Origin of the sequence: Myxacorys almedinensis A, from assembly GCF_010091945.1 — a bacterium.
Taxonomy (GTDB): domain Bacteria; phylum Cyanobacteriota; class Cyanobacteriia; order Leptolyngbyales; family Leptolyngbyaceae; genus Myxacorys; species Myxacorys almedinensis.
Genome location: NZ_WVIE01000031.1, coordinates 1 through 22070, shown reverse-complemented (window position 1 = coordinate 22070; position 22070 = coordinate 1). Strand labels below are relative to the sequence as shown.

General features: G+C 49.8%; 32 protein-coding genes. 22 read left to right on the top strand and 10 right to left on the bottom strand.

The window, feature by feature from the left end; genetic code table 11:
• Positions 1-456 precede the first annotated feature (456 nt).
• Together GS601_RS19725 and GS601_RS19720 are read left to right on the top strand one after the other, a co-directional pair.
• Positions 457-750 (top strand): DUF433 domain-containing protein, encoded by a 294-nt coding sequence (locus GS601_RS19725; protein WP_162425006.1) that lies wholly within the window; start codon positions 457-459, stop codon positions 748-750.
• Between the two features lie 24 nt (positions 751-774).
• Positions 775-1107: a DUF5615 family PIN-like protein gene (locus GS601_RS19720; RefSeq protein ID WP_338017088.1), complete on the top strand. Its 333-nt coding sequence runs from the start codon at positions 775-777 to the stop codon at positions 1105-1107.
• Between the two features lie 272 nt (positions 1108-1379).
• Here the strand turns inward: GS601_RS19720 and GS601_RS19715 are convergent, their stop codons facing one another.
• Genes GS601_RS19715 through GS601_RS19705 form a run of 3 tightly spaced genes read right to left on the bottom strand, consistent with a single transcriptional unit; the run spans position 1380 to position 2227 of the window.
• Positions 1380-1712 carry a hypothetical protein gene (locus tag GS601_RS19715; protein ID WP_162425005.1) on the bottom strand — a complete coding sequence of 111 codons (333 nt, stop codon included), beginning with the start codon at positions 1710-1712 and terminating at the stop codon, positions 1380-1382.
• A 33-nt stretch (positions 1713-1745) separates the two neighbouring features.
• Positions 1746-1931: a hypothetical protein gene (locus GS601_RS19710; protein WP_162425004.1), complete on the bottom strand. Its 186-nt coding sequence runs from the start codon at positions 1929-1931 to the stop codon at positions 1746-1748.
• A gap of 44 nt (positions 1932-1975) precedes the next feature.
• Positions 1976-2227: a helix-turn-helix domain-containing protein gene (locus GS601_RS19705; protein WP_162425003.1), complete on the bottom strand. Its 252-nt coding sequence runs from the start codon at positions 2225-2227 to the stop codon at positions 1976-1978.
• Between the two features lie 154 nt (positions 2228-2381).
• Between GS601_RS19705 and GS601_RS19700 the strand changes: the two genes are divergently transcribed.
• From GS601_RS19700 to GS601_RS19670, 7 genes are all read left to right on the top strand, one after another.
• Positions 2382-2897, top strand: coding sequence for a hypothetical protein (locus GS601_RS19700; RefSeq protein WP_162425002.1), 516 nt, complete (start codon positions 2382-2384; stop codon positions 2895-2897).
• Between the two features lie 116 nt (positions 2898-3013).
• Positions 3014-3382 carry a hypothetical protein gene (locus GS601_RS19695; protein ID WP_162425001.1) on the top strand — a complete coding sequence of 123 codons (369 nt, stop codon included), beginning with the start codon at positions 3014-3016 and terminating at the stop codon, positions 3380-3382.
• 143 nt (positions 3383-3525) lie between these two features.
• Entirely contained in the window at positions 3526-3843 is a 318-nt protein-coding gene (locus GS601_RS19690; RefSeq protein ID WP_162425000.1) for a hypothetical protein, read from the top strand.
• Entirely contained in the window at positions 3844-4287 is a 444-nt protein-coding gene (locus GS601_RS19685; RefSeq protein ID WP_162424999.1) for a GIY-YIG nuclease family protein, read from the top strand. It abuts the gene before it with no gap.
• Positions 4288-4303: 16 nt separating this feature from the next.
• Positions 4304-5179 carry a Rad52/Rad22 family DNA repair protein gene (locus GS601_RS19680; protein WP_162424998.1) on the top strand — a complete coding sequence of 292 codons (876 nt, stop codon included), beginning with the start codon at positions 4304-4306 and terminating at the stop codon, positions 5177-5179.
• 49 nt (positions 5180-5228) lie between these two features.
• Complete coding sequence (locus GS601_RS19675) at positions 5229-5777, top strand: Uma2 family endonuclease (protein ID WP_162424997.1); 549 nt, start codon at positions 5229-5231, stop codon at positions 5775-5777.
• A gap of 189 nt (positions 5778-5966) precedes the next feature.
• The gene (locus GS601_RS19670) at positions 5967-6563 is read left to right on the top strand and encodes a Uma2 family endonuclease (protein ID WP_162424996.1); all 597 of its coding nucleotides are present in this window, start codon (positions 5967-5969) and stop codon (positions 6561-6563) included.
• Positions 6564-6810: 247 nt separating this feature from the next.
• Here the strand turns inward: GS601_RS19670 and GS601_RS19665 are convergent, their stop codons facing one another.
• Both GS601_RS19665 and GS601_RS19660 read right to left on the bottom strand, forming a co-directional pair.
• Complete coding sequence (locus GS601_RS19665) at positions 6811-7263, bottom strand: hypothetical protein (RefSeq protein ID WP_162424995.1); 453 nt, start codon at positions 7261-7263, stop codon at positions 6811-6813.
• On the bottom strand, positions 7250-7492 hold the full coding sequence (locus GS601_RS19660; RefSeq protein ID WP_162424994.1) for a hypothetical protein: 243 nt from the start codon (positions 7490-7492) through the stop codon (positions 7250-7252). The genes GS601_RS19665 and GS601_RS19660 overlap by 14 nt, the downstream gene beginning before the upstream one ends.
• Positions 7493-7510: 18 nt before the next feature.
• On the opposite strand from GS601_RS19660, the gene GS601_RS19655 reads away from it, so the two are divergent.
• Together GS601_RS19655 and GS601_RS23375 are read left to right on the top strand one after the other, a co-directional pair.
• Positions 7511-7681, top strand: coding sequence for a hypothetical protein (locus tag GS601_RS19655; protein ID WP_162424993.1), 171 nt, complete (start codon positions 7511-7513; stop codon positions 7679-7681).
• A gap of 26 nt (positions 7682-7707) precedes the next feature.
• Complete coding sequence (locus GS601_RS23375; protein ID WP_238393393.1) at positions 7708-7821, top strand: VOC family protein; 114 nt, start codon at positions 7708-7710, stop codon at positions 7819-7821.
• A 197-nt stretch (positions 7822-8018) separates the two neighbouring features.
• Here the strand turns inward: GS601_RS23375 and GS601_RS19645 are convergent, their stop codons facing one another.
• Both GS601_RS19645 and GS601_RS19640 read right to left on the bottom strand, forming a co-directional pair.
• Positions 8019-8870 carry a class I SAM-dependent methyltransferase gene (locus GS601_RS19645; RefSeq protein WP_162424992.1) on the bottom strand — a complete coding sequence of 284 codons (852 nt, stop codon included), beginning with the start codon at positions 8868-8870 and terminating at the stop codon, positions 8019-8021.
• Positions 8871-9057: 187 nt separating this feature from the next.
• Positions 9058-12624, bottom strand: a complete 3567-nt coding sequence (locus tag GS601_RS19640; protein ID WP_162424991.1) for a WD40 domain-containing protein — start codon at positions 12622-12624, stop codon at positions 9058-9060.
• Positions 12625-12949: 325 nt separating this feature from the next.
• Between GS601_RS19640 and GS601_RS19635 the strand changes: the two genes are divergently transcribed.
• The 7 genes from GS601_RS19635 to GS601_RS19605 all read left to right on the top strand — a co-directional run bounded on the left by GS601_RS19635 (position 12950) and on the right by GS601_RS19605 (position 18142).
• The gene (locus tag GS601_RS19635) at positions 12950-13201 is read left to right on the top strand and encodes a hypothetical protein (protein WP_162424990.1); all 252 of its coding nucleotides are present in this window, start codon (positions 12950-12952) and stop codon (positions 13199-13201) included.
• Between the two features lie 34 nt (positions 13202-13235).
• Positions 13236-14456: an LGFP repeat-containing protein gene (locus GS601_RS19630; protein ID WP_162424989.1), complete on the top strand. Its 1221-nt coding sequence runs from the start codon at positions 13236-13238 to the stop codon at positions 14454-14456.
• 293 nt (positions 14457-14749) lie between these two features.
• Positions 14750-15400: a DUF924 family protein gene (locus GS601_RS19625; protein ID WP_162424988.1), complete on the top strand. Its 651-nt coding sequence runs from the start codon at positions 14750-14752 to the stop codon at positions 15398-15400.
• A 63-nt stretch (positions 15401-15463) separates the two neighbouring features.
• Positions 15464-15859 (top strand): VOC family protein, encoded by a 396-nt coding sequence (locus GS601_RS19620; RefSeq protein ID WP_162424987.1) that lies wholly within the window; start codon positions 15464-15466, stop codon positions 15857-15859.
• A gap of 220 nt (positions 15860-16079) precedes the next feature.
• Positions 16080-16535 (top strand): GNAT family N-acetyltransferase, encoded by a 456-nt coding sequence (locus GS601_RS19615; RefSeq protein WP_162424986.1) that lies wholly within the window; start codon positions 16080-16082, stop codon positions 16533-16535.
• Positions 16536-16850: 315 nt separating this feature from the next.
• On the top strand, positions 16851-17330 hold the full coding sequence (locus GS601_RS19610) for a hypothetical protein (protein ID WP_162424985.1): 480 nt from the start codon (positions 16851-16853) through the stop codon (positions 17328-17330).
• 152 nt (positions 17331-17482) lie between these two features.
• Complete coding sequence (locus GS601_RS19605) at positions 17483-18142, top strand: glutathione S-transferase family protein (protein WP_162424984.1); 660 nt, start codon at positions 17483-17485, stop codon at positions 18140-18142.
• A gap of 147 nt (positions 18143-18289) precedes the next feature.
• On the opposite strand, the gene GS601_RS19600 is transcribed toward GS601_RS19605, so the two are convergent.
• Together GS601_RS19600 and GS601_RS19595 are read right to left on the bottom strand one after the other, a co-directional pair.
• A complete protein-coding gene (locus GS601_RS19600; RefSeq protein ID WP_162424983.1) occupies positions 18290-18427 on the bottom strand; it encodes a hypothetical protein in 138 nt (45 codons plus the stop codon).
• A 6-nt stretch (positions 18428-18433) separates the two neighbouring features.
• Positions 18434-18988: an ATP-dependent Clp protease proteolytic subunit gene (locus GS601_RS19595; protein ID WP_162424982.1), complete on the bottom strand. Its 555-nt coding sequence runs from the start codon at positions 18986-18988 to the stop codon at positions 18434-18436.
• A gap of 92 nt (positions 18989-19080) precedes the next feature.
• Between GS601_RS19595 and GS601_RS19590 the strand changes: the two genes are divergently transcribed.
• From GS601_RS19590 to GS601_RS19575, 4 genes are all read left to right on the top strand, one after another.
• Positions 19081-19410, top strand: a complete 330-nt coding sequence (locus tag GS601_RS19590; protein WP_162424981.1) for an ArsR/SmtB family transcription factor — start codon at positions 19081-19083, stop codon at positions 19408-19410.
• The gene (locus GS601_RS19585) at positions 19403-19825 is read left to right on the top strand and encodes an SRPBCC domain-containing protein (RefSeq protein WP_162424980.1); all 423 of its coding nucleotides are present in this window, start codon (positions 19403-19405) and stop codon (positions 19823-19825) included. The genes GS601_RS19590 and GS601_RS19585 overlap by 8 nt, the downstream gene beginning before the upstream one ends.
• Positions 19818-20339 (top strand): ATP-dependent Clp protease proteolytic subunit, encoded by a 522-nt coding sequence (locus GS601_RS19580; protein WP_238393392.1) that lies wholly within the window; start codon positions 19818-19820, stop codon positions 20337-20339. The genes GS601_RS19585 and GS601_RS19580 overlap by 8 nt, the downstream gene beginning before the upstream one ends.
• A gap of 103 nt (positions 20340-20442) precedes the next feature.
• A complete protein-coding gene (locus tag GS601_RS19575; protein WP_162424979.1) occupies positions 20443-20826 on the top strand; it encodes a nuclear transport factor 2 family protein in 384 nt (127 codons plus the stop codon).
• A 175-nt stretch (positions 20827-21001) separates the two neighbouring features.
• On the opposite strand, the gene GS601_RS19570 is transcribed toward GS601_RS19575, so the two are convergent.
• Positions 21002-21655: an NAD(P)-dependent oxidoreductase gene (locus GS601_RS19570; RefSeq protein ID WP_162424978.1), complete on the bottom strand. Its 654-nt coding sequence runs from the start codon at positions 21653-21655 to the stop codon at positions 21002-21004.
• Between the last annotated feature and the right edge of the window lie 415 nt (positions 21656-22070).

The following is a 22070-nucleotide window of genomic DNA, read 5'->3' as shown; positions in this document are numbered from 1 at the left end:
GGCTTGATGCGGAGCCAGCTAACTAGTAGTTTTGCCGTTTGAGATGAAAACAAACGGAATACTGTGCTTCTAAGGGGAGTTAGCCTGCTGAGTCATCGGCAAGCTTGAGCACAAATACAACCCTTGTTCCGATATATCCTTATGGCTCGATCAAGTTTGAGTGACAGGCAGGCTGATTCAAATCATATTCACATCTATAAAGTTGGTGAAACTGGACAAGGTGCTACCTTCAAAGATGATCAAGATAGAGTATCCAACTTGTCCGATTACGACATCAGCCAAATTTTTTCCGGGGCAAGACCTCTTTGTCTAATGCAATTGCTGACCTTTTAGGTTGGTTGGCGCAAAAAAAAGTTAACTTACAACTGTGCTAACTAACCTTAAAGGTCAGTTCGATCAGATAATCCTATCTTTGGTAGACTGGGCATAGGCTGGTTCTTTTAAGGGGTTCATTTTATGCCTGCTGAAACCCTCTCACGCTACGTTACTCGCAATTCTGAGATCTTGAGTAGAGAGCCAGTTATTACGGGCACGCGTACATCTGTCCGCGCTATTGTCGGTTTCTGGCGGTTAGGTATCATGCCAGAGGAAATCCTAAACCATCTACCCCATCTGACACTAGCACAAGTGTTCGATGCTCTGAGTTTCTATCTCGATAATCAGGCAGAGATTAATGAGTATATAGAGGCAAACCAAGTGCCTGATAAATTAGTACATCCGTCTGTGAGATCTGTATTGGGTAATCCGTGACCATTTTTGCAGCACTTTACACGGATGAGGATATGTCAGCATTGGTTTCTACACTTATTGGTTTCTACACTTCTGCGATCTCGTGGTCTAGATATGAAGACCGTTCCTGAGCAGTCAACACTTGGCAGAACCGATAGCGAACAGCTTGAGTTCGCAACTTCTATGGGCAGGTGCATCTTGACTCATAATCGAGTTGATTTTGAGCGATTACATATCCAATATATGGAGGACAACAGACAGCACTGTGGAATTATTGTTGTTCCTCAGAAAAATGCCTATGAGGTCGCCCAAAGGATCGGAATTTTGGTAAGTGCGCTGGCAGTTGACGAGATTACGAATCAGTTGTTATATGCGTAAATCTCGGCGAATCGAACGCAGGCTAACCATTCAAATGCAGCGGACGGTTGCGAGTCGTTGGTGATGAGTTGAAGGTTATCTGCCGCCGCTGATTTGAGACGTTATGCCTCTTGAGTTGTCAGTGAGGTAATTAATTGCAGGCTGTCGGTGAGCATTCAAATCTGAGATCATGTCGTGTGGTTATTTATGTCGAGAATCATGAACAACAATCCACAAGTAATCAATAGCATAACCATTGCACAGCTCAATTGTTGCCCTTAATCTAGTCATTCCTATTTGCAAGCAGTTAAAAACTCTCCATCTGAGGTATTCGCCAGATTCGAGCAGCGTTTTTTGTTTTCAATTATCAGAACTGGCGGCTGGCTTCGGTCTTGGTAAACTAGTGCGTCGGGGATCAGTTTTGATTGCCCGTCTAGAGCGATATTGCCTTGAGTACTGAGTTGCGGATGCCTAATGCCTAAGCTCTCGAACATCGGCACAACAAAATGCGCCTCAAGATTGCTTTCTGAGCAGTTTTTATCGAGTTGCAGCCATCGATCGATGATTCGTTTCTGAGCCGCATTCGGTCTAGTGCGACCCGCTTGACTTGGAATAGTCCCCACCATTTTGATTCTTAACAATGACAAGATCAAAATGCCCTATAAATCAGGGGTTCTATCCTTCTGTGCGGCTTCGGTAATGACGCTTCTCAGCCACTCGGCTTTATTGGGGAGCGATCGCACATAGGCATCAACATCCTTTGGCAGAAGAACCGCGATCGGCTTGTCTGCCAGTGGTTCTTCTCGCATGGATCGAAATCGAGTCAGATAATCAGGTCGGCTCACGTTTATTCCTTCTGCTAACGCAAGGACATCGGGTTTAGAAGCGCTTAGAGTTCGCCAATCTCTTCAAACCGCACCCCCAAATCAACGTTAAGGGCTTTTTCAATCCCTCGAAGCGTTGTTAGCGGCAACTCTCCAACCTTTTCGTTTTCAATTCGATTCCAGTGAGGAACGCTGATCCCCGCCTCTGCTGCCAACTGGGCTAGCTGCTTTTTCGAGGCTTGTCGATGCTCTCGTATCAGCTTTCCGATTCCCGGAAAGTCTTTGGTATAGGTGATTCTCACCAGAAATTGTGTCATACGTATTACCTCTTAAGTATGTCGTCTCAGCGTAATTGAATCTTATCTTCTTAAGAATTACTTAACAAGCATTACTTAATAGGTAACACTTGATTCATCGAGAGCAAACAACCCACTACACACCGCTCTCCCCAGTCTTTAAGGAACTAAACCAATGCAACTCTCAAACCTCGCTACCGCTTCCATCGCTCAAATCAAGCAATTCGTCCGTGCCCACAATCTCGTCCCCACAGGCGACCTACGCCGCCGCGAAACCTGGGAAGAGGCTGCTAAAGCGATCCTCTCTGCCACAGTCGAACAGGTGAAAGAAGCCGCGATCGCGTCCATTCGTGAGGTTGCGACCTACGATAACGCCGTAATTGCTGCAAACGCCGTCTACACAGGATTGCGCAAAACGCTTAAAGCAGTATGGAGCATCGTCTTAGTCGCGATCGCACTCGCCTGCATCGCCATAGACCTCTGGCAAAACCAAGAAGAAGTCAGGTCGGCATTAATGACGATCTACCGTCGCCAAGTGTCACGGATGCACGACAAATGGTGCATGTGGCGAGAGATGGGCGAGGCGGCGGTTCAACTGCACGTCACCGAAAGAATTGATGCTCGCATTGTTCAACCTGTTCTCAATCACCGTGATCGCATCCGGGCAATGGCTCGCGCTGCCACTAGATAATTTTCACGGGCTGCCAGTCTACAGCCCCTAAGCGAAGACACAAAGAAGCGATCGCTCATCTTTCCACGGAACCGCGATCGCTTCTCGCAAACCCTATAACCAAGGTCTGATTCCTTATGATTGCACAATCTATCTGCGATGAGCGCGGCTCCGGTCGTTTAGATTCCCTCCTCGAACCCCGTCTACCCAACTCCCGCCAAAACTGGATTTACCCAGAAACAGGCGACACCGCGATCGCCATCCTCTTCGAGCGATCGCACCCTCGAACCTACGACCTTCGCGTCGAGCGTCGGCACGGCAAAAAATCCTTCCTAGGGCAAATCGAGTTCAGTGCGGCTCACGGCGGCTGGATCATCAATTACCTCGATCGCACTCCTCATCACGACCATCAAACACATCTGAGCTACGAAGATGCAGCACTCTGGCTCTACGAGCAATTCCTAGAGTCCAAGCGTCAAGCCTTAAAACTCGCTCTATCCGCTTAACGAGGACGCCCGGACATGCAAGTTCACTCCGGGCGAAACCTCCCGCTTAAACAAGATTCTGCCTTGCTAACTCAAACAGGCAACTGCATCCGACTCGCAATCTTCGCAGTTGCCCTCACCCCTAACCAAAAGGAGCTTTTCAAATGCTACGCCAATTTGTAATTTCTGCCATTTCTCTGTCCGTCATCTCTGCTGCTGCATCTGCCCTTCCCTCCCAAGCGCAAACCTTCGCAGTCTGCCCCGTCAAACCAGGGCTGCAACTCAATCGAATCGCTAACGGCACTTGCTATTACGTCAAAGCTCAACCAAATCCCGCCGTTTGCCCTGTCAAGCCCGGTTATGTGCTGACCCGGCACGTCAGCGGCGGAAGCTGCTACTACGCCCCCCAACAGCGAGTGCGCTTCGTTCCGCAGCAGCCACTAGGCGCAATTCAAAACACGATCGGCGCTGGGCAGCGCTAAATGAAAGCCTTTGTCTACCTGATCAGGTTGGATGGGTTTCTCGGCTCCCCAGAAACCCATATCGCCCGCTACTACCTCGGAAGCTGCACCGACCTCAAGCGCCGCACGGCACAGCACCAAGCAGGGCAAGGAGCCGCCCTTCTGAGAGCCTGCAAGGACAAAGGAATCACCTGGAAGATCGTCAAGATCCAGGTTTGCCCCTCAGAAAAAGTCGCTCGTCAACTAGAGCAGAAGCTCAAAGCCTACAAAAACCATGCTCAAATCCGCGATCGCAACTGGAGTGAGATGATAGACAAACCAACCGTACAAACCCTTCGCAAGCAAATTCAGAGCATTGGCACTCTAGAATTTCTGAGCAAAGTCCGCAAAGCGATTCAAGAGTCTGATCCCGCGATCGCATCTGAACTCGACGAGTTAATTCTTAGTCAGAAAGTACTCAAATAAAGAACACCTGAAAGTCATGCATCCCGATTATCGAGAAGTTCTCAGACAACTGCGAGAACCCTTTCCGCCCGAAGTTCATAAAGAGCGGGAATTGAAAGGCGGCGGCAAATGGTTCTTCATTCCGTGGCAATCCGTGCGCGATCGCTTAAACGACGTGTGCCCCGATCACGAAATCAGCTACTCAATGCCCAAATACTCAGAGGATGGCGAATACTGCACGATCCTCTGCACCCTCACCATTTGCGGGGTTAGTCGTACTCTTCCAGGCTCCGTCAAAGTGAGAGAGCTATCGACTTCTGGCAAGGATATGAGCCGAGGGAATCCCGTCGATCGCGCCGTTGCCGAATCGCTGAAAAATGCGGCTGAGTCCTTCGGCGTGGCAGCCTATCTCGATGACCAAACCCAAGACAAGCGCGAATTTACCCTCCGATACCTCCACGGCAAGGGAGACACGAGAGCCAAAACCTATGCCGCTCAGAACGGCTGGCTAGAGAAGAAGGAACTCCGACCCGCCGCAAAACCCGCGCAGATGAAAAAAGTGGAGCCAACCACCACGGTAAAAGTGGAATCTGTGCGATTGGCTTTGCCAAGCTCCGTAGGATCGCGATTAGAAGCAGTCCTCAAACTCACGGCGTTCCAATGGAAAGAAATCTCACGGCTCTGTAGAGAAACCCTAAAAAAACCGGAAACCGACTTGACCGAAGACGATGCTCGGAAGCTGCGATCGCTCCTCTTCATCCAGTGGGCAACCATGCAGCACCGCATCGAGTGGAGCACATCTCTAGCCCTCTGGACGGCGTTTTTTGTTGATGATCTCAGAACCTTGCCAGACGATCAGCTATTCACCCTGTGGAAGATACACACCACCGCCAACGTAAAAGGCGGCTGGTAACGAACACTACCTAGCGATACCATAAAGTCAAGCGCTTTCCCGCCAAGTTATGACCCTCACCACTGCCAAATGGACGCTGAACGACTATCACCAGATGATCGACGCGGGGATATTGAACGATCGCCGCGTCGAGCTACTGAACGGAGAAATCATTGAAATGTCGCCCGAAGGAACACCCCACGCTTACTACGGCAATCGTTCATCAAAGTATTTGCAACGGCTGCTAGGCGAACGGGCAGATGTTCGAGAAGGGCATCCCATTACCTTGCCTAACGATTCAGAGCCACAGCCAGATATCGCGATCGTTCAGCCCCTAGACGCGGTTTACCTAGAGCATCACCCCTACCCAGAAAACATCTTTTGGATCATTGAATATTCGTACTCGACGATTGCAATAGACTTAGAGCCAAAACGCAGGATTTATGCGTCAGCAGGAATTCGAGAGTATTGGGTGGTGAACCTGAAGACGAAGACACTGATCGTGTTTCGCGATCCGACAGATGGCGATTATGGATGGAGGTTTGAGTTTGGGGATGGAACGATTAGCCCAATCTCGTTTCCTGATGTGGTAGTCGAGATTGCCAGGTTGATGAACTGAAACAAACTTACTAGCACCAGCGAAATCACCACCAATGTCTACGACCAGCTTTGTCAAAAAGCCGAAGACCCCGATATTGCCTCTGTGTATAACCAGAAGTCGGCGCAGGCAGAAGCAGTGCCAACCGGTAACTGATAGCAGCAACCGCGCTCGAACCGCAATAATGGAAACATCAGCCGGAGGTTCACCATGCTCCAAGCCAAACCCCGATTTGCAACCTTTGAAGAGTATTTCGAGTGGTCAAACGACCACGCCGACCACGTTCGCTACGAATTGATTGATGGAGAACTGATCGAATTGCCACCTGAAGCAGAACCAAATACCGCGATCGCGCACTTCCTGTTCCTCAACCTCGTTCAAGCTGGCGTGCCGTTCCGAATGATCAAGCTCTATCAGTGCGAAATCCAGGTTCGCGCACTTCAGCCGAAAGATGCTCAGAATCGCTATCCAGACTTAGTGGTACTGCGAGAAGAACACTTAGCACTGACTCAAAAGCGCCTCACGATCAAACTCGATATGCCCCCACCTCAGTTGGTGGTCGAGGTGGTGAGTCCAGGAACTGCTGCCAGTGAACGGGATTATGGACGTAAACGTGCTCAATACGCCAATATCGGCATTTCTGAATACTGGATTATTGACCCAAAGGCGCAAGTTGTTACAGTTCTAGCGTTGGGGCAAGGCGTCTACGTCGAAGTGGGCATGTTTCGGGGGGACGACGCGATCACTTCTCCCACCTTCCCAGAATTGCGACTCACGCCAGAAGAGGTTTTCGCATCAGCAGCTTGAGCAACCCCAACAAGCCACAAAGCCCGATCAACGCAATCTCGATCGGGCTTTGTGGTTTGCTCATTTTCTCCAAGATAAGCCGAGAGCCGCACCCAGTCGAATATTGATGCTGCCCTATTCTCAAGCATCTGCGATCGCGGCGAGTTTATCTTTGGGATAGGGCACTAAATTGCCTTAAATTCGGTTTGAAGAGACGGTAGAACAAGGCATTGAAGCTTTCCAGCCTGATCTTTGGGATAATTTCGTTTCACGCAACGGCTCGAATGTAACGGCGAACCTGCTCTGCTGAATAGCTTCGGCTCTTTGAGAACTTTGGTAGCTTCGGTTGCTTCCCTAATCGATAGAGCGTACTAAACGAGATAGACCGTCCGGTTAGTTCTGCAATCACACCGGGCAACTCTTTTCCGTCGCGACCTTCTGAACCCGTTAACACTTCAAGCGATCGCACAACCTGAGTCACTCTTAAAAGGCGATTGGCTTCCGCGATCGCATCGGATTTAGTCACGCCTTTCTTGCAACGCAATCGCGATCTTGCCAATAGCAGCATGGTTTCATAGCGAGTCAAGCGGCGCTGGTGAGACGCAATGCCGCAAACCTTTCGATACGACGCCCATACATCATGAGATGGATTGCCACACATCAAGCGGACTTGCAGAGAATCGCAATCGCGCTGAGTGTGGTCAAGATCAAAGACTGTCATCTTCGTCCCCTCCGTTTAACATCTGCGCTTCTAACTCTTGTCTGCTAATCCCTTGCTCTGCGGCAATGCCGTTTAATTCCTGATCAATATCTGCCCAGTTCGCCTCAATCCTGGCTTGGATAATATTGGCAGCAAGAGTCGCCCTTGCTGCCCCCTTGAGCTTTGCCCAAAGCCGCAGTTTGCGATCGTAGCGCGGGGGCAACTGAATTCCGAACTTAATAGGACTCATAAAGACGCTGCCATCACTATGTCTCAAACCCCTCACTCCGATCGCATCAGTCCGACTGCACTGCTCGTCGCCTGGGGAGCATCTGGCATCTCCAATTCGACATTTCTGCGAGATATTGCGGCGTTCATCTCACAGCACGTTCGGAGCGAGCAAATTGCCACCTGCTCATGCTGCATTGATTGCACGTAAATCTTGAAGCAAAAAGAGAATAAACGATGACTGCTAACAAAATTGATGTTGGACTGTCTCATATTGCGTTGCCTGCTTCGGATGTCGATCGCAGTATCGAATTTTATTCCACCTATGCTGGAATGCAGGTGGTGCATTAGCGTATTGATGCAGCCACTGGCGCGACTGTAGTTTGGCTCTCTGACCAAACTCGCCCGTTTGTGATTGTGCTGATTCAGACTGCCTCCGTTCAACCGATTCTCTCTCCACTCGCTCATCTTGGAGTCGGGTGCGAGAGTCGGGAGTGGATGGATACGCTTTTCGCGAAGCTCCGAAGGATGGCTCAACTGTCACTCGATTATTTGCGTGCGGTTCCTTTGGAGTTGCGCTTCGCGCTAATCGCATACAACACATTCACCTCCAATGCCCGAATCTGCTGCTGCTGAAGGAATTGCAAACTCGTCTGGCGCACCCGTTCCTGAGCCGCCACATCCAGTTGGTCAATCGTGCCTTGATATCCGCCGCCCATACACATCGTCCACCAATCTTCTGGCGTCTCCAGTGCGTGTGTTGCGGCTTCCGCGAAAACCTCCACTTGGGTTGCTCCTCCTTCCTCTAGCAGTGCTTTAAGGAGATCGGGTTCACGAATCCGATCCCACGGAGTGAATTGCTTTACCAAGTCAGGGCGCTCCGCACGAATCGCGTCCCAAAACACTCGATTGGCAGGTTCAAACACCTTCTCACCCCAAGACGTAATCGCCAGCTTGCCACCGGGACGCAGCATCCGCCACAGTTCCCGAACCGCAGCTACCATATCGGGCACAAAGAAGATTCCGAACACGCAAGCGATCGCATCAAAACTTGCGTCGGGCAATCCCAGCGTTTCAAAATTCCCAGCCCGAAACTCGATATTGTGCCGCCCTTGCTGTTGGGCTTTCTGACGCCCGAGTTGGAGCAGTGACTCAGCCAGATCAATCGCGAGAACCTGCCCCGTAGAACCGACGCGGATGGCAGATGGAATTGCCGATGCACCAGAACCACAGCCAACATCTAAGACGCAATCTCCAGAACGTAGAGAGAGTTGATCGATCGTCCGTTGTCCAAAACGATTCCAGAATGATAATGCTGGCGCATCAAAGTAATCTGAGGCAGCATTAAAGACGGCTTCTATCCGCGCGAGTGCTTGGTCTTGATTGAGTGGATTGTTCACAAGGTTCGCTTCAAGATAAACAGTAGTGAGAGTATAGCTTGCATCAAAGTGGAGTCTCGGAGCGTTGACTGCTGATCTGGTCCAGAAATTGCGCAATCTGTTGGGGGCGATCGCTAAGAAACCCTGCGTTGATTACGCATCTCGTCTAGAAATTGCGCAATTTGTCCACCTCTAAATCTTGAATTGATTAAGCGGCTTCTCCAGAGTTGCGCTCTGCGCTAGTCGCACCCAGTGCTTTGAGGGACGTTTGCTGAGCAACGGTTAACCCTTTAGTGCCTGTAATATTCATGCCTTCATAAGGGCGATCGGGTCTCAAGGTTTTCAAACAGATCCCTGTCTCAATATCCCAGAGCTTGATGGTTTCATCCCAACTGCCACTAGCAAACGTTCGACCTTCGGGACTGAAACTGAGCGAGTAGATCAGTCCAGTGTGCCCGTCTAAGGTTCTGAGACAGCGCCCTGTCTGCATATCCCAAAGTTTAATCTGGTGATCGACAGCGCCGCTCGCGATCACCGGTCGATGAGGATGGCAACTCACTGGGATGATCGAGTCTGTATGTCCTTCTAAGGTTCTCAAGCAGTTGCCCGTCTCGATATCCCAGAGTTTAATGCGCTGATCGAAAGAACTGCTCACTAGTAAACGGCTCTCGGCACTAAATGCAACGCCCAAAACCGCATTCGTGTGTCCTTGTAGCGTTTTCAGGAGTTGTCCAGTCCTTGCATCCCAAAGTTTGACGGTTTGATCGTGGCTTGCACTGGCGAGATAACACCCATTTGGGCTAAAGCTAATGGTTAAAATCCAGTTCGTATGTCCCTCCAGAATCTGCAAACATTGTCCTGTATCAAGGTCCCAGAGCCAAATTGTGCCGTCTTCACCACTGCTAGCAAAGCGGTGCTCTGTAGGATGAAAGGCAACAGTCCAAACTTGCTTGGAATGCCCTTGAAAGACTTGAAGACATTGTTTTGTTTGAACATCCCATAGCCGGATCAGTTTATCTTCTCCACCGCTCATCAGAGTACGACCATCTGGGCTGAAGGCAAGTGACTCTAGCCGACTCCCCTGATTTTCCAGGGTACAGCAGCAATCGCCTGTCTCGACTTGCCAGAGTCGGATGACTTGCTCATCTCCACTACTTGCTAGTAGTTTCCCATCAGGACTGTAAGCCACCGGAAAAATTTTGTAAGTATGTCCTTGCCAGGTCTTTAAGCATTGCCCTAGATGGACATCCCAAAGTTTCAAAGATTGATCATCACTGCCACTCACCAAAATTTGCTCCTGTGGGCTAAAGGCAATCGACCAAATCCGGTTCGTATGTCCTGCTAGCGTTTTCAAGCATTGACCTGTGCTCACTTGCCAGACTCGAATCGTCTGATCTTCACTCGCAGTGGCTAAAGTGTGACCATTCGGGCTAAATGCAACAGACCATACCCAATTTGTATGCCCGACTAAGGTTTTGAGACAGTTGCCCGTGGTGACATCCCAGAGCTTTGCGGTGCGATCGTGACTTCCACTGACCAGCATTTGCCCATCTGGACTAAACGCAACGGACTGTATCCAATTCGTATGCCCCTCAAATAGGTTTAAGCATTGCCCAGTTCTGATGTCCCACAGACGGAGCGTTTGATCTTCGCTACCACTTGCGATCGCGTTTCCATCTGGACTTAATGCGACTGACCAAATTTGTTGAGTATGCCCCTCAAACGTTTTCACACACTCGCTAGTCTCAAGATTCCAGAGCCGCACGATACCGTCTTCCCCGCTGCTAACGAGTGTCCGCCCGTCCGCACCCAGGGCTAAAGAAGCAAAACGACTTGCGGGACTGGAGAGAATTTTGGAACAGTGACCGGATTGGATATCCCAGCAGCGAATCGTTTGATCGTCGCTGCCGCTGATGAGAGTTTTACCCTCTGCCCCGAAAACAACAGACCGAACCCAGTCGGAATGTCCTTGGCAGTTTAGCAGAAGCTGACCGTCACTGACTCGCCAGAGCCGAATTTGATTACTGGCATCTCCAGCCGCAATGTACTGTCCATTTGGGCTAACTGCGACGCATAAAAGATTGCCAAACGCCTGAGTAAAAATAGATTGAGCGAAGGTTGCGTGGGCGAAGTTAACTCGGCGCAGGTGGATCGCTTGCAGATAGGCGTGCCGAATCGTCAGTCTGGAAAAATTATACTCTGTTAGATCGAGTTGTAAATGAGCGCAGAGATTGATCAAGTTGCCGCTTGTATAGCCTAACCTGAGCATCGGTTCCTGATGCAACTTTTGGAGAATCGCTTGAAGATGTTGCTTCAGCGATGTAGAAGCTAATCTATGTTGAAGTTGATTCACAACTCCTTCTACAATTAATCGAAACTGACTCTCCCGAATATAGTCTTTTACAGTTGTTTTGATCAGTGCATAGCGATTGAAGCAGGATAATTCTTGTGTTGCTAGTTCTATCGCAATCTGCTCAGTGAAGCGTTCTGTAACGTATTCCATTACAACAGGCTGTTGCGTATAGCTGCCCGATTGCTTCTCAATCAGCGATCGCCAAACTAAGGTTTCCACTGCTTCCAGGATGCGCATTCTCGGAATTTGAGGCAGTATATCAGCATGTAGTTCGCTCACACTCGTCCAGTCTCGATTGATGGTTAACCAATACATAATCGTTGTTTCGAGTTCTGAGAGTCGCGCAAACTGTTGATCGAGTAAGCGGCGAATGCCGTTGAAAATGAGTGCGTCTTCCTCTAAAAATGTTGCAATGTTGCCCTCAAACAAATCCTGAATGGAAGTCGCAACAATTTTTAGCGCCAGTGGACTGTTGCCATAGCGATCGCACAGCAACCGTTTCTGTGGCTCTGTTCCCTGCAACCCTTTTGCTTGCAAAATTCCCTGACTAGCAGGTGCTGACCCTTTCAGTGGCAGCGATCGCACCTTCAGATCAGTCCCTTCAAAGACAGCCGCGATCGCAGGTTTCTCTCGGCTCGTCAGCAGCACGCAACTTCGATGATCAGCCTCACTCACGCAGCGCAAGAATTCTTCGTAGTGCTCATAACCTGCTCGAAACTGTCCAACCTGATGACCTTGCTGCAAAATCGTTTCTAAATTGTCCAGAATAATCAAGCAACGGGACGACCTCAAATGCACCATCAATCGATTCAGCGCAGCTTGGGGGTCTTGCTGATTTGAGAGAAATGGAACGAGTTCGGCAAGCAGAGTTTCCAAAGGCGGCGCATTTCGCAGCGATCGCCAAATCACAAAATCAAACGCCTGACCAGACGCCGCTAGAATTTGCTGCGCTGCCTTTACAGAGAGCGAGGTTTTGCCAATGCCTCCCATTCCTAAAACGACAATCAGACGACACTGATCGGTCACGATCCACTCGGTTAAGGTTGTGAGTTCCAGCGATCTGCCATAGAAACTAGAGACATCCGCGCCTTCCCCCCAATCTATTTGCGGTTTTGATAGAGCCGTTAAGGGTTGAATCTGGGTTTCAGCGATGAGCGAACAGTGCCAATAGTGCTCTAGAGCGGCTTGGAAGTGAGTCTTGCTCACGGCTTCTCCCAACGCTTGCCCTAATCGCTTCCATAATTTTGGTCCAACATCATATTTGAGATAGCTTTCGGCATAGCCCGTCGAGACAGCAATCTGCTCATAGGTGTGGCGCTGCACAGAACCCAGGAGAATCGCTGCTTCAACTTCGCTCAGTCGCTTACCGCTGTGGGCAAATACGGCTGAGTTGGCGAGAGTTAACACCTGCTCAGTTTCCATTTTATTTGCCGCTGGAGGGTGGCTCTGCCTGCATCTTACCTCAACTTTTGAAGCCCTTGGTGACGTTGCCTAAAGCTTAATCATCGCAGCCTTTTCCGCCTGTCCGTGCCTGTCAAACTGAATTGAAAATTGAGGTGCAATTCTGCTTTGAGGCTTGAACATCCCTCAACTTTTGGCAGCGAAATTCCTCACTTTTCCTCTAACGACAAAGCAAATCTCCCTCGTTATCTTGATAGAGATCGGAACCGAAAGCGCAACGCTCTGATGTAAGGTCGCCGACTGCTTTGGAAAAAGATTTACAGCGAATAGAGTCTGAGGAGTAATCATGACTTTAATTCAAACAGTGCGGTCGCGGTGCAAAAAACCGCAACGAGTACAACGGCAATTCTGGCTGATCCGAATTTGGCTGAAACTGCTAGATAACCGTAATGGCTACAGGGAACCTGTGATTCGGCAACACCGCGATCGCCAAGGTAGGGAATGGTGGTTAGCCTATGATCCCGTCTGCAATCGCACCCTCTACTCATCTTCTGAAGCTGAAGCACGACTTTGGCTAGATCAACTTCGCCCGTTCTAATCTATTGCAAAATACAACTTTAAGGAGACTTGTGATGGCTTCTGCTATTGACACCAAGTACACTCAACTGATCGGCGCAAATGCCTGGATTGGACAACCCACGACCGCAGAACAAGCGTGCCCCGATGGAGTTGGGTACTATCGCCACTATCAAGGCGCATCGATCTACTGGAGTCCGCAAACAGGCGCACAGTTGATTCATGGACTGATCCGAACCAAGTGGGCAGCATTGGGCTGGGAAAAAAGTGCGCTGGGTTATCCGACAACAGACGAGTTAAATGCAGGCAGCGGCAAAGGTCGATTCAACAATTTCCAAAATGGCACGATCATTTGGAAATCAGGATCTGCGGAAGCCTTCGCCGTTTATGGTTTGATCTATGCCAAGTGGGGAGAACAGAAGTGGGATGTTGGCGAACTAGGATTTCCGGTCACAGATGAAACCGAGACGCCCGATCGTATTGGGCGCTACAACCACTTTGAAAATAATGCATCGATTTACTGGACGCCTAACACGGGCGCACACATTGTCAAAGGCTACATTCGGGGCGCGTGGGCAGACCAAGGCTGGGAGCGCGGCAGATTAGGGTACCCGCTGACTGATGAATTGGTTACAGAAGGCACAAATGGCAGGGGGAGACACAGCCGCTTTGAAGGTGGAGAAATTCGCTGGACACCCGAAGGCGGCACAAAAACCACCCTCTATCCCGTCAACATAGAACTGTGGTTTTCGGGTTTCAAATGTCTTGAGGAGTCCAATGAAATATCAGGCAGCGATGAGCCTTATCTGTTCTTAGGGGTTTCTACTTCTGGGCAGCCTCAAATGCCCCATGAAACGGGTGTGATTGGAGATGTGGACAAGGGGGAAGTGACGCGCTTTGCCAAGCGACTTTATTCTGGAACTGCACGAGATGTGATTCTTGCAGTCGTAATTCGCGAACATGATGAAGGCGATCCGCACGCTTTTTCCGGCGCGTTCAAGTCGATTCTGGATGTGGGGAACGCAGCGCTTGCGAGTCAAACGGGAGGCGTGTCAGTGCCGCCTGAAGTCGTGAAACTGTTGTCTAATAAGCTCAGCGAACTGGTTGGAGCGGATGATGATGATGTTGGGAGACGCGCTGAATTGCTGACTCAGGATTACTTGATCCGAATGGCAAGGCAGGATGAAGGGGGTGATCCGGCGTCTGACTTTACCTGGGAGCTAGGCAGTAACAGTGAGGGACGCTATCGGTTGTACTTCTTTGTTCGGAAGGTGTAGCAGGCTGATGCATAAGTGGGGTGAACCCATCGTCAGAGGGTTTAACTCCACTTAGCAAACTGATTTCAACGGCTCGACAGCCGCGTTGCGAAGCAGTTCCCCTACGGGTAATCGCAGATCCCTGCTCAACATGACCCAACACACTTCAAACAACTAAAAAAGGAATGTATCTATGATTGAAACCACAGGAGCGCAACCCTCAACGGATTTCCACGAACTACCCGATGGGGTGATTTAGATATCAAAATGATGCCTGACTTACAATTCTGCGACAGAGTTAAGAGAGGTTTACCTTGATAACTGCAAAATACGAAGACGTTCTTCGGTTCTGGTTTCCAAGCCAACCAAGTCTCAGTGAAGCAACGATGGTTCGTCGTTGGGAATGGTGGTTTTGCGGCGGGGCGAATGTTGAAATAATTGAGCATTTTTCACCACTGCTAGAACAAGCCATACGGGGAGAACTAGATGCTTGGTCTCATCAGCCACGATCACGGCTGGCCCTAATTCTCGTCCTCGACCAGTTCTCGCGCTCAATCCATCCAGGCACGGCACAAGCGTTCGTGCAGGACCTGAAAGCTTGTAAGCTGACGCTTGAAGGTATCAGCATGGGACACTATGAAGCTCTTAAAACCCCTTGGGAGAGAACCTTCTTCTTCCTACCGTTGGGGCATTCTGAGGATCTTAGGAACTTAGCACTAGCAGTTAAACTTGCGGACGATCTTATGCAGGAGGCATCACAAGAGCATCGTGCATTACTAGAGTTCTCCGCAGCGCAAGCACGCCGACATCAAGATGTCTTGACTCAATTCGGTCGTCATCCTCATCGCAATCAAGCTCTAGAACGTCAATCAACCCCCGAAGAACTTGAGTATCTCGCAAGGGGTCAGCTTGTACACAAGCAATCGATGCCATCTCATCTATCGCAATTTCTCTTTGAGACTTGAGCGATCTAAGCATATTTTTCATGTACTTTGTCTCTGTACTGATAGGACTTTGAGGGAGGTTTCATGGTTCAAGGCAAGATTATACGTGTTGCTCGCCCAACCGATCAATTAGGTCAAGTCGTCAGATTTTACACAGACGGTTTGGGATTGCAGATTCTCTATCGGTTTGAGAATCATGAGGGATTTGATGGTGTCATGGTTGGTATCCCAGGAGAGCCTTACCACTTTGAATTTACGCAGCAGCGGGAACACCTCGTCGGTCGCGCTCCAACCCAAGATCATTTGATTGTTTTTTACCTTCCGGATCAGCAAGAGTGGCAACGTGCTGTTGAGCAGATGGAAGCAACCGGGTACGAGCCTGTAAAATCCTACAATCCTTACTGGGAGACAAGTGGAGTCACATTTGAAGATCCAGACGGGTATCATGTCATTCTACAAAACGCCGCTTGGGGAACATAATCTGCCAGTAGGTCACAACACTTATGCACCCATCGATCGTCGAGAATCAATGCACCTATGAATCAGCAAGAGATTGACATTAGTGGTGTACCATTCGCTCACCCTCGAAGAGCCGCCGATCGTCTCCCTGTTCTTGCAGGCGCTGCCGCCGAAGCCGGGTAGGCGGATGGGGAATTCCGCGAAAAGAGTTAAAAGGCATGATTGAGGGAGAGTCGTCTGTATGTCCAAGTCCGACCTTGAAGTAACGCTGCGCGAGATTACTAAGGAAAACTGGCGTGATATTCTCTGCTTAAAAGTAGCTCCAGACCAAGAGCAGTTCGTGGCATCCAACGCCATGTCGATCGCAGAAGCGCATTTCAACCCAGAGGTTGCTTGGTTCCGCGCGATCTATGCGGGTGATGTGCCAGTCGGTTTTTTGATGTTGGAAGACGACATCGCTCAGCAAGAGTACTTTTTGTGGCGCTTTATGATCGGTGAGCAATACCAGGGGCGTGGGTACGGGCGAAAGGCGCTGGAGTTGTTTTTCGCGTACGTCAAGACGCGCCCTGGAGCGGAGGCGGTCGAAACAAGTTGTGTACCAGCCAAAGGGGGTCCTGGTCCGTTCTACGAGAAGATGGGTTTTGCTTACACCGGACAAGCAGAGGATGGCGAACTTGTGATGCGACGTGAATTGTGATCTAAAAATGGGTGCCTCTTGCGCTTGAATCCCCTAGCGCGATTAGCGCAGAGCGCAACTCCGAAGGAACCGCGGCAACTCCTTGAATGGATCGCAACTGCGCAACAACACCATCAATAAATTATGGATCGCAACTGCGCAACAACACCATCAATAAATTTCGGCAATGGCTGATTTATATTGCTTAAACCAAAAAGCTATCGTTACCTCGAAAGAGATACACCACATAGTACCCATACGGGTAAGCATACTTGGTGAACTGAGTTCGTGTATTGAATTATTCGCAACACAACATTTGTTTTTTTGGAGGTTTCTATGTTGCATCATCTCTCATTTGCCGTTCGTAATCCGCTCCATGTTGCCGAAGTCGTCGCCGAATTGTGGCAAGGCAAAGTGATTCCTTTTCCGTGGCATTCTGATAGCTTTGTTGCCCTGAGCTTTGACCCCTATGGCTCAGCGATCGAATTTTTTCCAAAGGGAACCGTTCTGCAACCGCGATCAGACGATCAACCCGTTCAGTTTAGTCACGCTGATCTGACTGCCGCTAACTACAGCGCAACGCACGTCAACCTGGCAGTTCCCACTAGCGAAGCGCAAATTTATGCGATCGCACAACGAGAAGGCTGGCGGGCTGTGCGCTGTAACCGCGAGGGACTCTTCGATCTGATTGAATTCTGGATTGAGAACGAAATCATGCTGGAGTTGTTGCCCCCCAATTTAGTAGAGCAGTATCTGACCCTCGTACAGCCCGACAATTTGAAGGCACTGTTCAAACTAGATGCAACTTCACCCTGACCTGAATGCTACTTATCCTTGTAATTGGGGGACTCCAAATGATGGCTTTTGTGTAGCATCCTCGGCAAGAAACAGTCAATGCCGCTAGACCAAACCGCTTCTAACTCGACGTGTACAAGACAAAAGCCAAATTTTTAGCAAGGGGGTTCCCAATGAGTCACGTTGAACTTTACAGCATGAGATTGTGTCCTTATGCTCATCGATCGCGCTTAACGCTGATTGAAAAGCAAATCCCATTTACCCTGATCGAAATTGACCTGCACAACAAGCCTGCTAACTTTGAGAAAATTTCTCCCACTGGCAAAGTTCCTGCACTCAAGTATGGGACTCATCGACTTTGGCAATCTGCCGTGATCAACGAATATCTAGAGGAAGAATTTCCTATGCCTCCATTGTTGCCCAAAGGTCCGATGCTACGCGCTCAAGCCCGTCTTTGGATTCATTTTGCGGATACCCGATTGTTTGCAGTCACTCACAAATTACTGTTCACCTCCGATCCATTACAGCAAGCGAAGTTGGGTAAAGAGCTAACTGACTGCTTGCAATGGATCGAGCAAGAGGGACTGCAAAAATTAACAGCCGCAGAACCCTACTGGCTAGGTTCGGAAATGAGTCTAGTTGATCTAACTTACTATCCCTGGTTTGAACAGGTATCCGTATTAGAGCATTTTTGCGGATTCAAGTTCCCAACTCATCTCGATCGACTTCACCAGTGGCGAAAAACAGTCGCCAATCGGGAATCAGTTCGCTCGATCGCAAAACCTCCAAAATTTTATCTCGAACACTACGGAAAGTTAGTTGCTTCGCTCTGATTTTTATACGTTATCTTTGGTCAATTAATCATGATTCATCACATTTCGATCGCAGTTCACAATCCCTCACACGTCAGCCAAGTGCTAGCAGAAATTTTATAAGGACAATCGATTCCCTTTCCCTATCATCCCAATAGCTATCTTGCTTTAGCACTCGACACTCACGGAACAATGGCGATTGGGATGCCGCGATCGCGCAACAATCTGCCCAGCTTTCTGCAATGATGCGATCGCAGTGGGGCACTCAGAGATGAACGTGTAAGAAGAGAGTGCGCGACGATCCATCCCGAATCAACTGATGCGGTCAATAAGCCCGTAAGCTTGGGCATCCGTTGCTGACAGAAAAGACTGACGCGCACTCTCTTCCGCAATTCGTTCGATCGATTGTCCAGTCGCATCGGCATACAGTTCGTACAGCCGATGCCGTTGCCGAAAGACTTCCCTTGCTGCTGCCTCGATCTCGTGGACAGTTCCCCCGACAGATCTGGCTTCGGGCTGTGCGAGTCGAATGCGGGCGTGAGGGTGAGCAGCGCGATTACCCTTAACCCCGATCGCTAACAGGAGCGATCCAATTCCATCCGCAGCACCCATACACACCGTATGCACAGGGGCACGCAGACTCCGAATCGTGTCATAAATCGACAGCCCTGCCGCAACAGTACCCGCCTCGGTCTGAATGCGAAGTTGAATCGCAGCATCCGGGTCTTCTCCATCCAAATACAGCAGTTGGGCAATCAACTCATTGGCAACTTCAAAGGTGATGGATTGTCGGAGAAAGAGGGTGCGCGATTGTATCCACTGATCGCCAAAATTCATACCTGCATCAGGATTGTTGAACAAGGTCATCGGGGTTCCTCCCTGCATCAAGGTTAAGTGGCGGTATGCCGATCTTAATTGATTGACTTGACATGCAACCATTTAGTTGCATAATAGGAAATATGGATGCCGTGTTTAAAGCTCTCTGCGATCCCAGTCGGAGAAAATTGCTCGATCTGTTGTACACCCACAATGGACAAACCCTAGGAGAACTCTGTGAACACCTTACGATGACGCGGCAAGCGGTCAGTAAACACCTCGCAGTGTTAGAGGCTGCCAATCTCGTCATCCCCCTCTGGCAAGGGCGAGAAAAACTGCATTATCTCAATCCTGCGCCGCTGCAAGAGATCTACGATCGCTGGCTCAGCAAGTACGATCGCCCTCAGCTTGACGCCTTGAGCCAACTGAAGCAAACCCTCGAAGGAAATCCCCAGGAGACCAACCATGAGTAAGCCGACCTTTGTTTATGTCACCTACATTGCGACAACGCTCGAACAACTCTGGGATGCCATCACCAGTGACTCCTTCACTAAGCAATATTTGGGCGAGGGCGAACTTCAGTCCGATTGGCAAGTCGGTTCTCCAATTGAGCAGGTCAACTCAGAGGGAGAATCAGAACGCAAGGGGGAAGTGGTGCGATCTGAGCCGCTACACGAACTTTCCTATACGTTCCAGTTTTTTGATCACACGCAACCTGCTCGGGTTCGCTTCTTGCTAGCGCCGTCCGGAACTGGGATCAAGCTGACGGTGATTCACGATTGCTTAGAAGCGCAAAGCTACCTAAGCTTCAGCCCCCGATGGACGATGCGCCTGTCACTTCTCAAGCAATTACTGGAACTGGAGCCTGCGCTGGAACTGGTTGCTTAGGGCATTAACGCTATTGCTCTTTCTCGAAGCCGAAGACCCCCACAAAGATATCTACCTCTACATCAATTCTCCCGGCGGTTCTGTGAGCGATGGGTTGGGTATCTACGACACGATGAACCACATTCGTCCTGATGTTTGTACGATTTGCTATGGCTTTGCGGCAAGTATGGGAGCGTTTTTGTTGGGTGCCGGAACCAAAGGTAAGCGCAGCAGCTTGCCCAGTTCACGGATTATGATCCACCAGCCATCAGGCGGCGCACAGGGGCAAGCCGTCGATATCGAGATTCAAGCGAAGGAAATTCTCTACACCAAGAACCGGATCAATCAGCGGATGGCGGACTATACAGGGCAATCGCTCTTGCGGATTGAGCAAGATACGGAGCGCGATTTCTACATGTCAGCAGAGGAGGTAGTTGCCTATGGGTTGATTGACCAAGTAATCAACCCTTGGGAATTACGTAAGGCGGAGCTTTCAACCCTCCAAACTGCATCTGAATTAGTCACCGCTAGCTAAGAACAGGACAAAACCGTTCTCGTTTTCGGTGCGACAGGAACGAGGCGTATATTCGCGATCTGAAGATCGTCCCTCACCATCATCATCCCTCACCATCACTTTTATGCTAGATCAGTCTTCACCAGAAATCGAACTGCTACGCGCAGCGTACGCTGCCTTTAATGCACGAGACACTGATGCCGTCCTTGCCCTTATGTCTCCCGACGTAACCTGGCCGAGGGCATTCAAAGGGGGGTTTGTCCGTGGATCTGAAGAAGTCCGCGCTTACTGGACGGAGCAGTGGAGCGAGATTGATGGACACGTTGAGCCGATTGCCTTTCACCTGGAGGAGGATGGACAAGTCTGGGTCAAGGTGCATCAGGTCGTGCGCGATCTGACCGGAGCCGTGCTTGCCGATCAACACGTTGGACACCGTTTCACGCTTGAGCAGGGCTTGATCCAAGCGATGGAAGTCTGTCCCCTTCCATCGTCCGATTCGGGTGCCTAACCACGCGCAAAGAGCGAACAGCGGCTGGTGTTTGGGGTTTCTCTTTCAGTCAGCCCTTGCCTCGCTAGCCCTCGCATAGTGCGCACAGACTTCCTGCGATTAGCGCAAAGCGCAACTGCGGAGCACCCGCAATCAACTTCAAGATCAAGAAAGTGTTCATGCTGATTGTTTATTCTTAGTGCGAAACACCAGGAGTCTGATGTAAATACGAATCATCCGTCAGCTGCTTCAACATGAAATCAGCAACGTCAGCTCGTGAAATGGTGAGATTTGGAATTTTATCGGTTCCGGCAAAACCATGTCGATAGATGCCTGTGCGAGCATGTCCCTGTGTAGCGGAGCTATCGCCATCCACAAATGTACTCGGACGCACAATTGTCCAATCCAAGTGACTTTGCTTCACAAATTCCTCTTGTCGAACATGATCCAAAAATACTTGACGCAGCAGGAATCCAAACATGATGTATTTCCAGAAGAAATTTAGATTTCCCTGGCTCTCTCCTACACCTAGCGTGGTTTGACAGATCAATCGCCGCACTCTGGTTTTCTCCATCGCTCTGACAATCTGTCGCGTGCCCTCAGATCGAATTGTGCCCGTCCGCTGCTGACCTGACCCTAAGCTACACAGCACTGCATCTTGACCTTGAACCGCTTGTTCTACCGCCACCGAATCTAAGACATCTCCTTGCACAATCTTAAGATTTGCGTGCTGGAGGTTCAACTTGGCTGGATTACGGACAAACGCAGTCACGAGATGACCCTGCTCAAGGGCTTGCTGAACCAGTTGGCGACCGATACTTCCAGTTGCACCAAAAATTAATACTTTCATCTTCGTTTATCCCGAACCATCATGGCTCTAGCTTAGGGAAGCAATGCGAATGCGGCTATCTAATTCTTGCGCCACTGTTCAAATCTTGCGACCTTTTCAAAACCCTCTACAATCAAAAACAGCCGCATTGGGTTTGGAGCATGAAATAAGGACCAATTCTAAAATTGAATGCGCAAATTTGCCAACTCTGTCGAGTCGAAACCGAGGCTGGGAATCGCTTCTAGTCGAACAGTTTCAACATCCTGCCGGAGAGGGGAAACTGTATTACCCTGATGACCATGCGATCTGTTTGTCGCTCGCTCCTCGCCCGGTTCCGATGGTGCAAATGCAAGACGATCTCATACCAAATTGAAAAAAGGGAGAGACAAATGAGAGAATGGGTTCTGCCGTGTGGAGAAAAACAGCAATGTCAGGT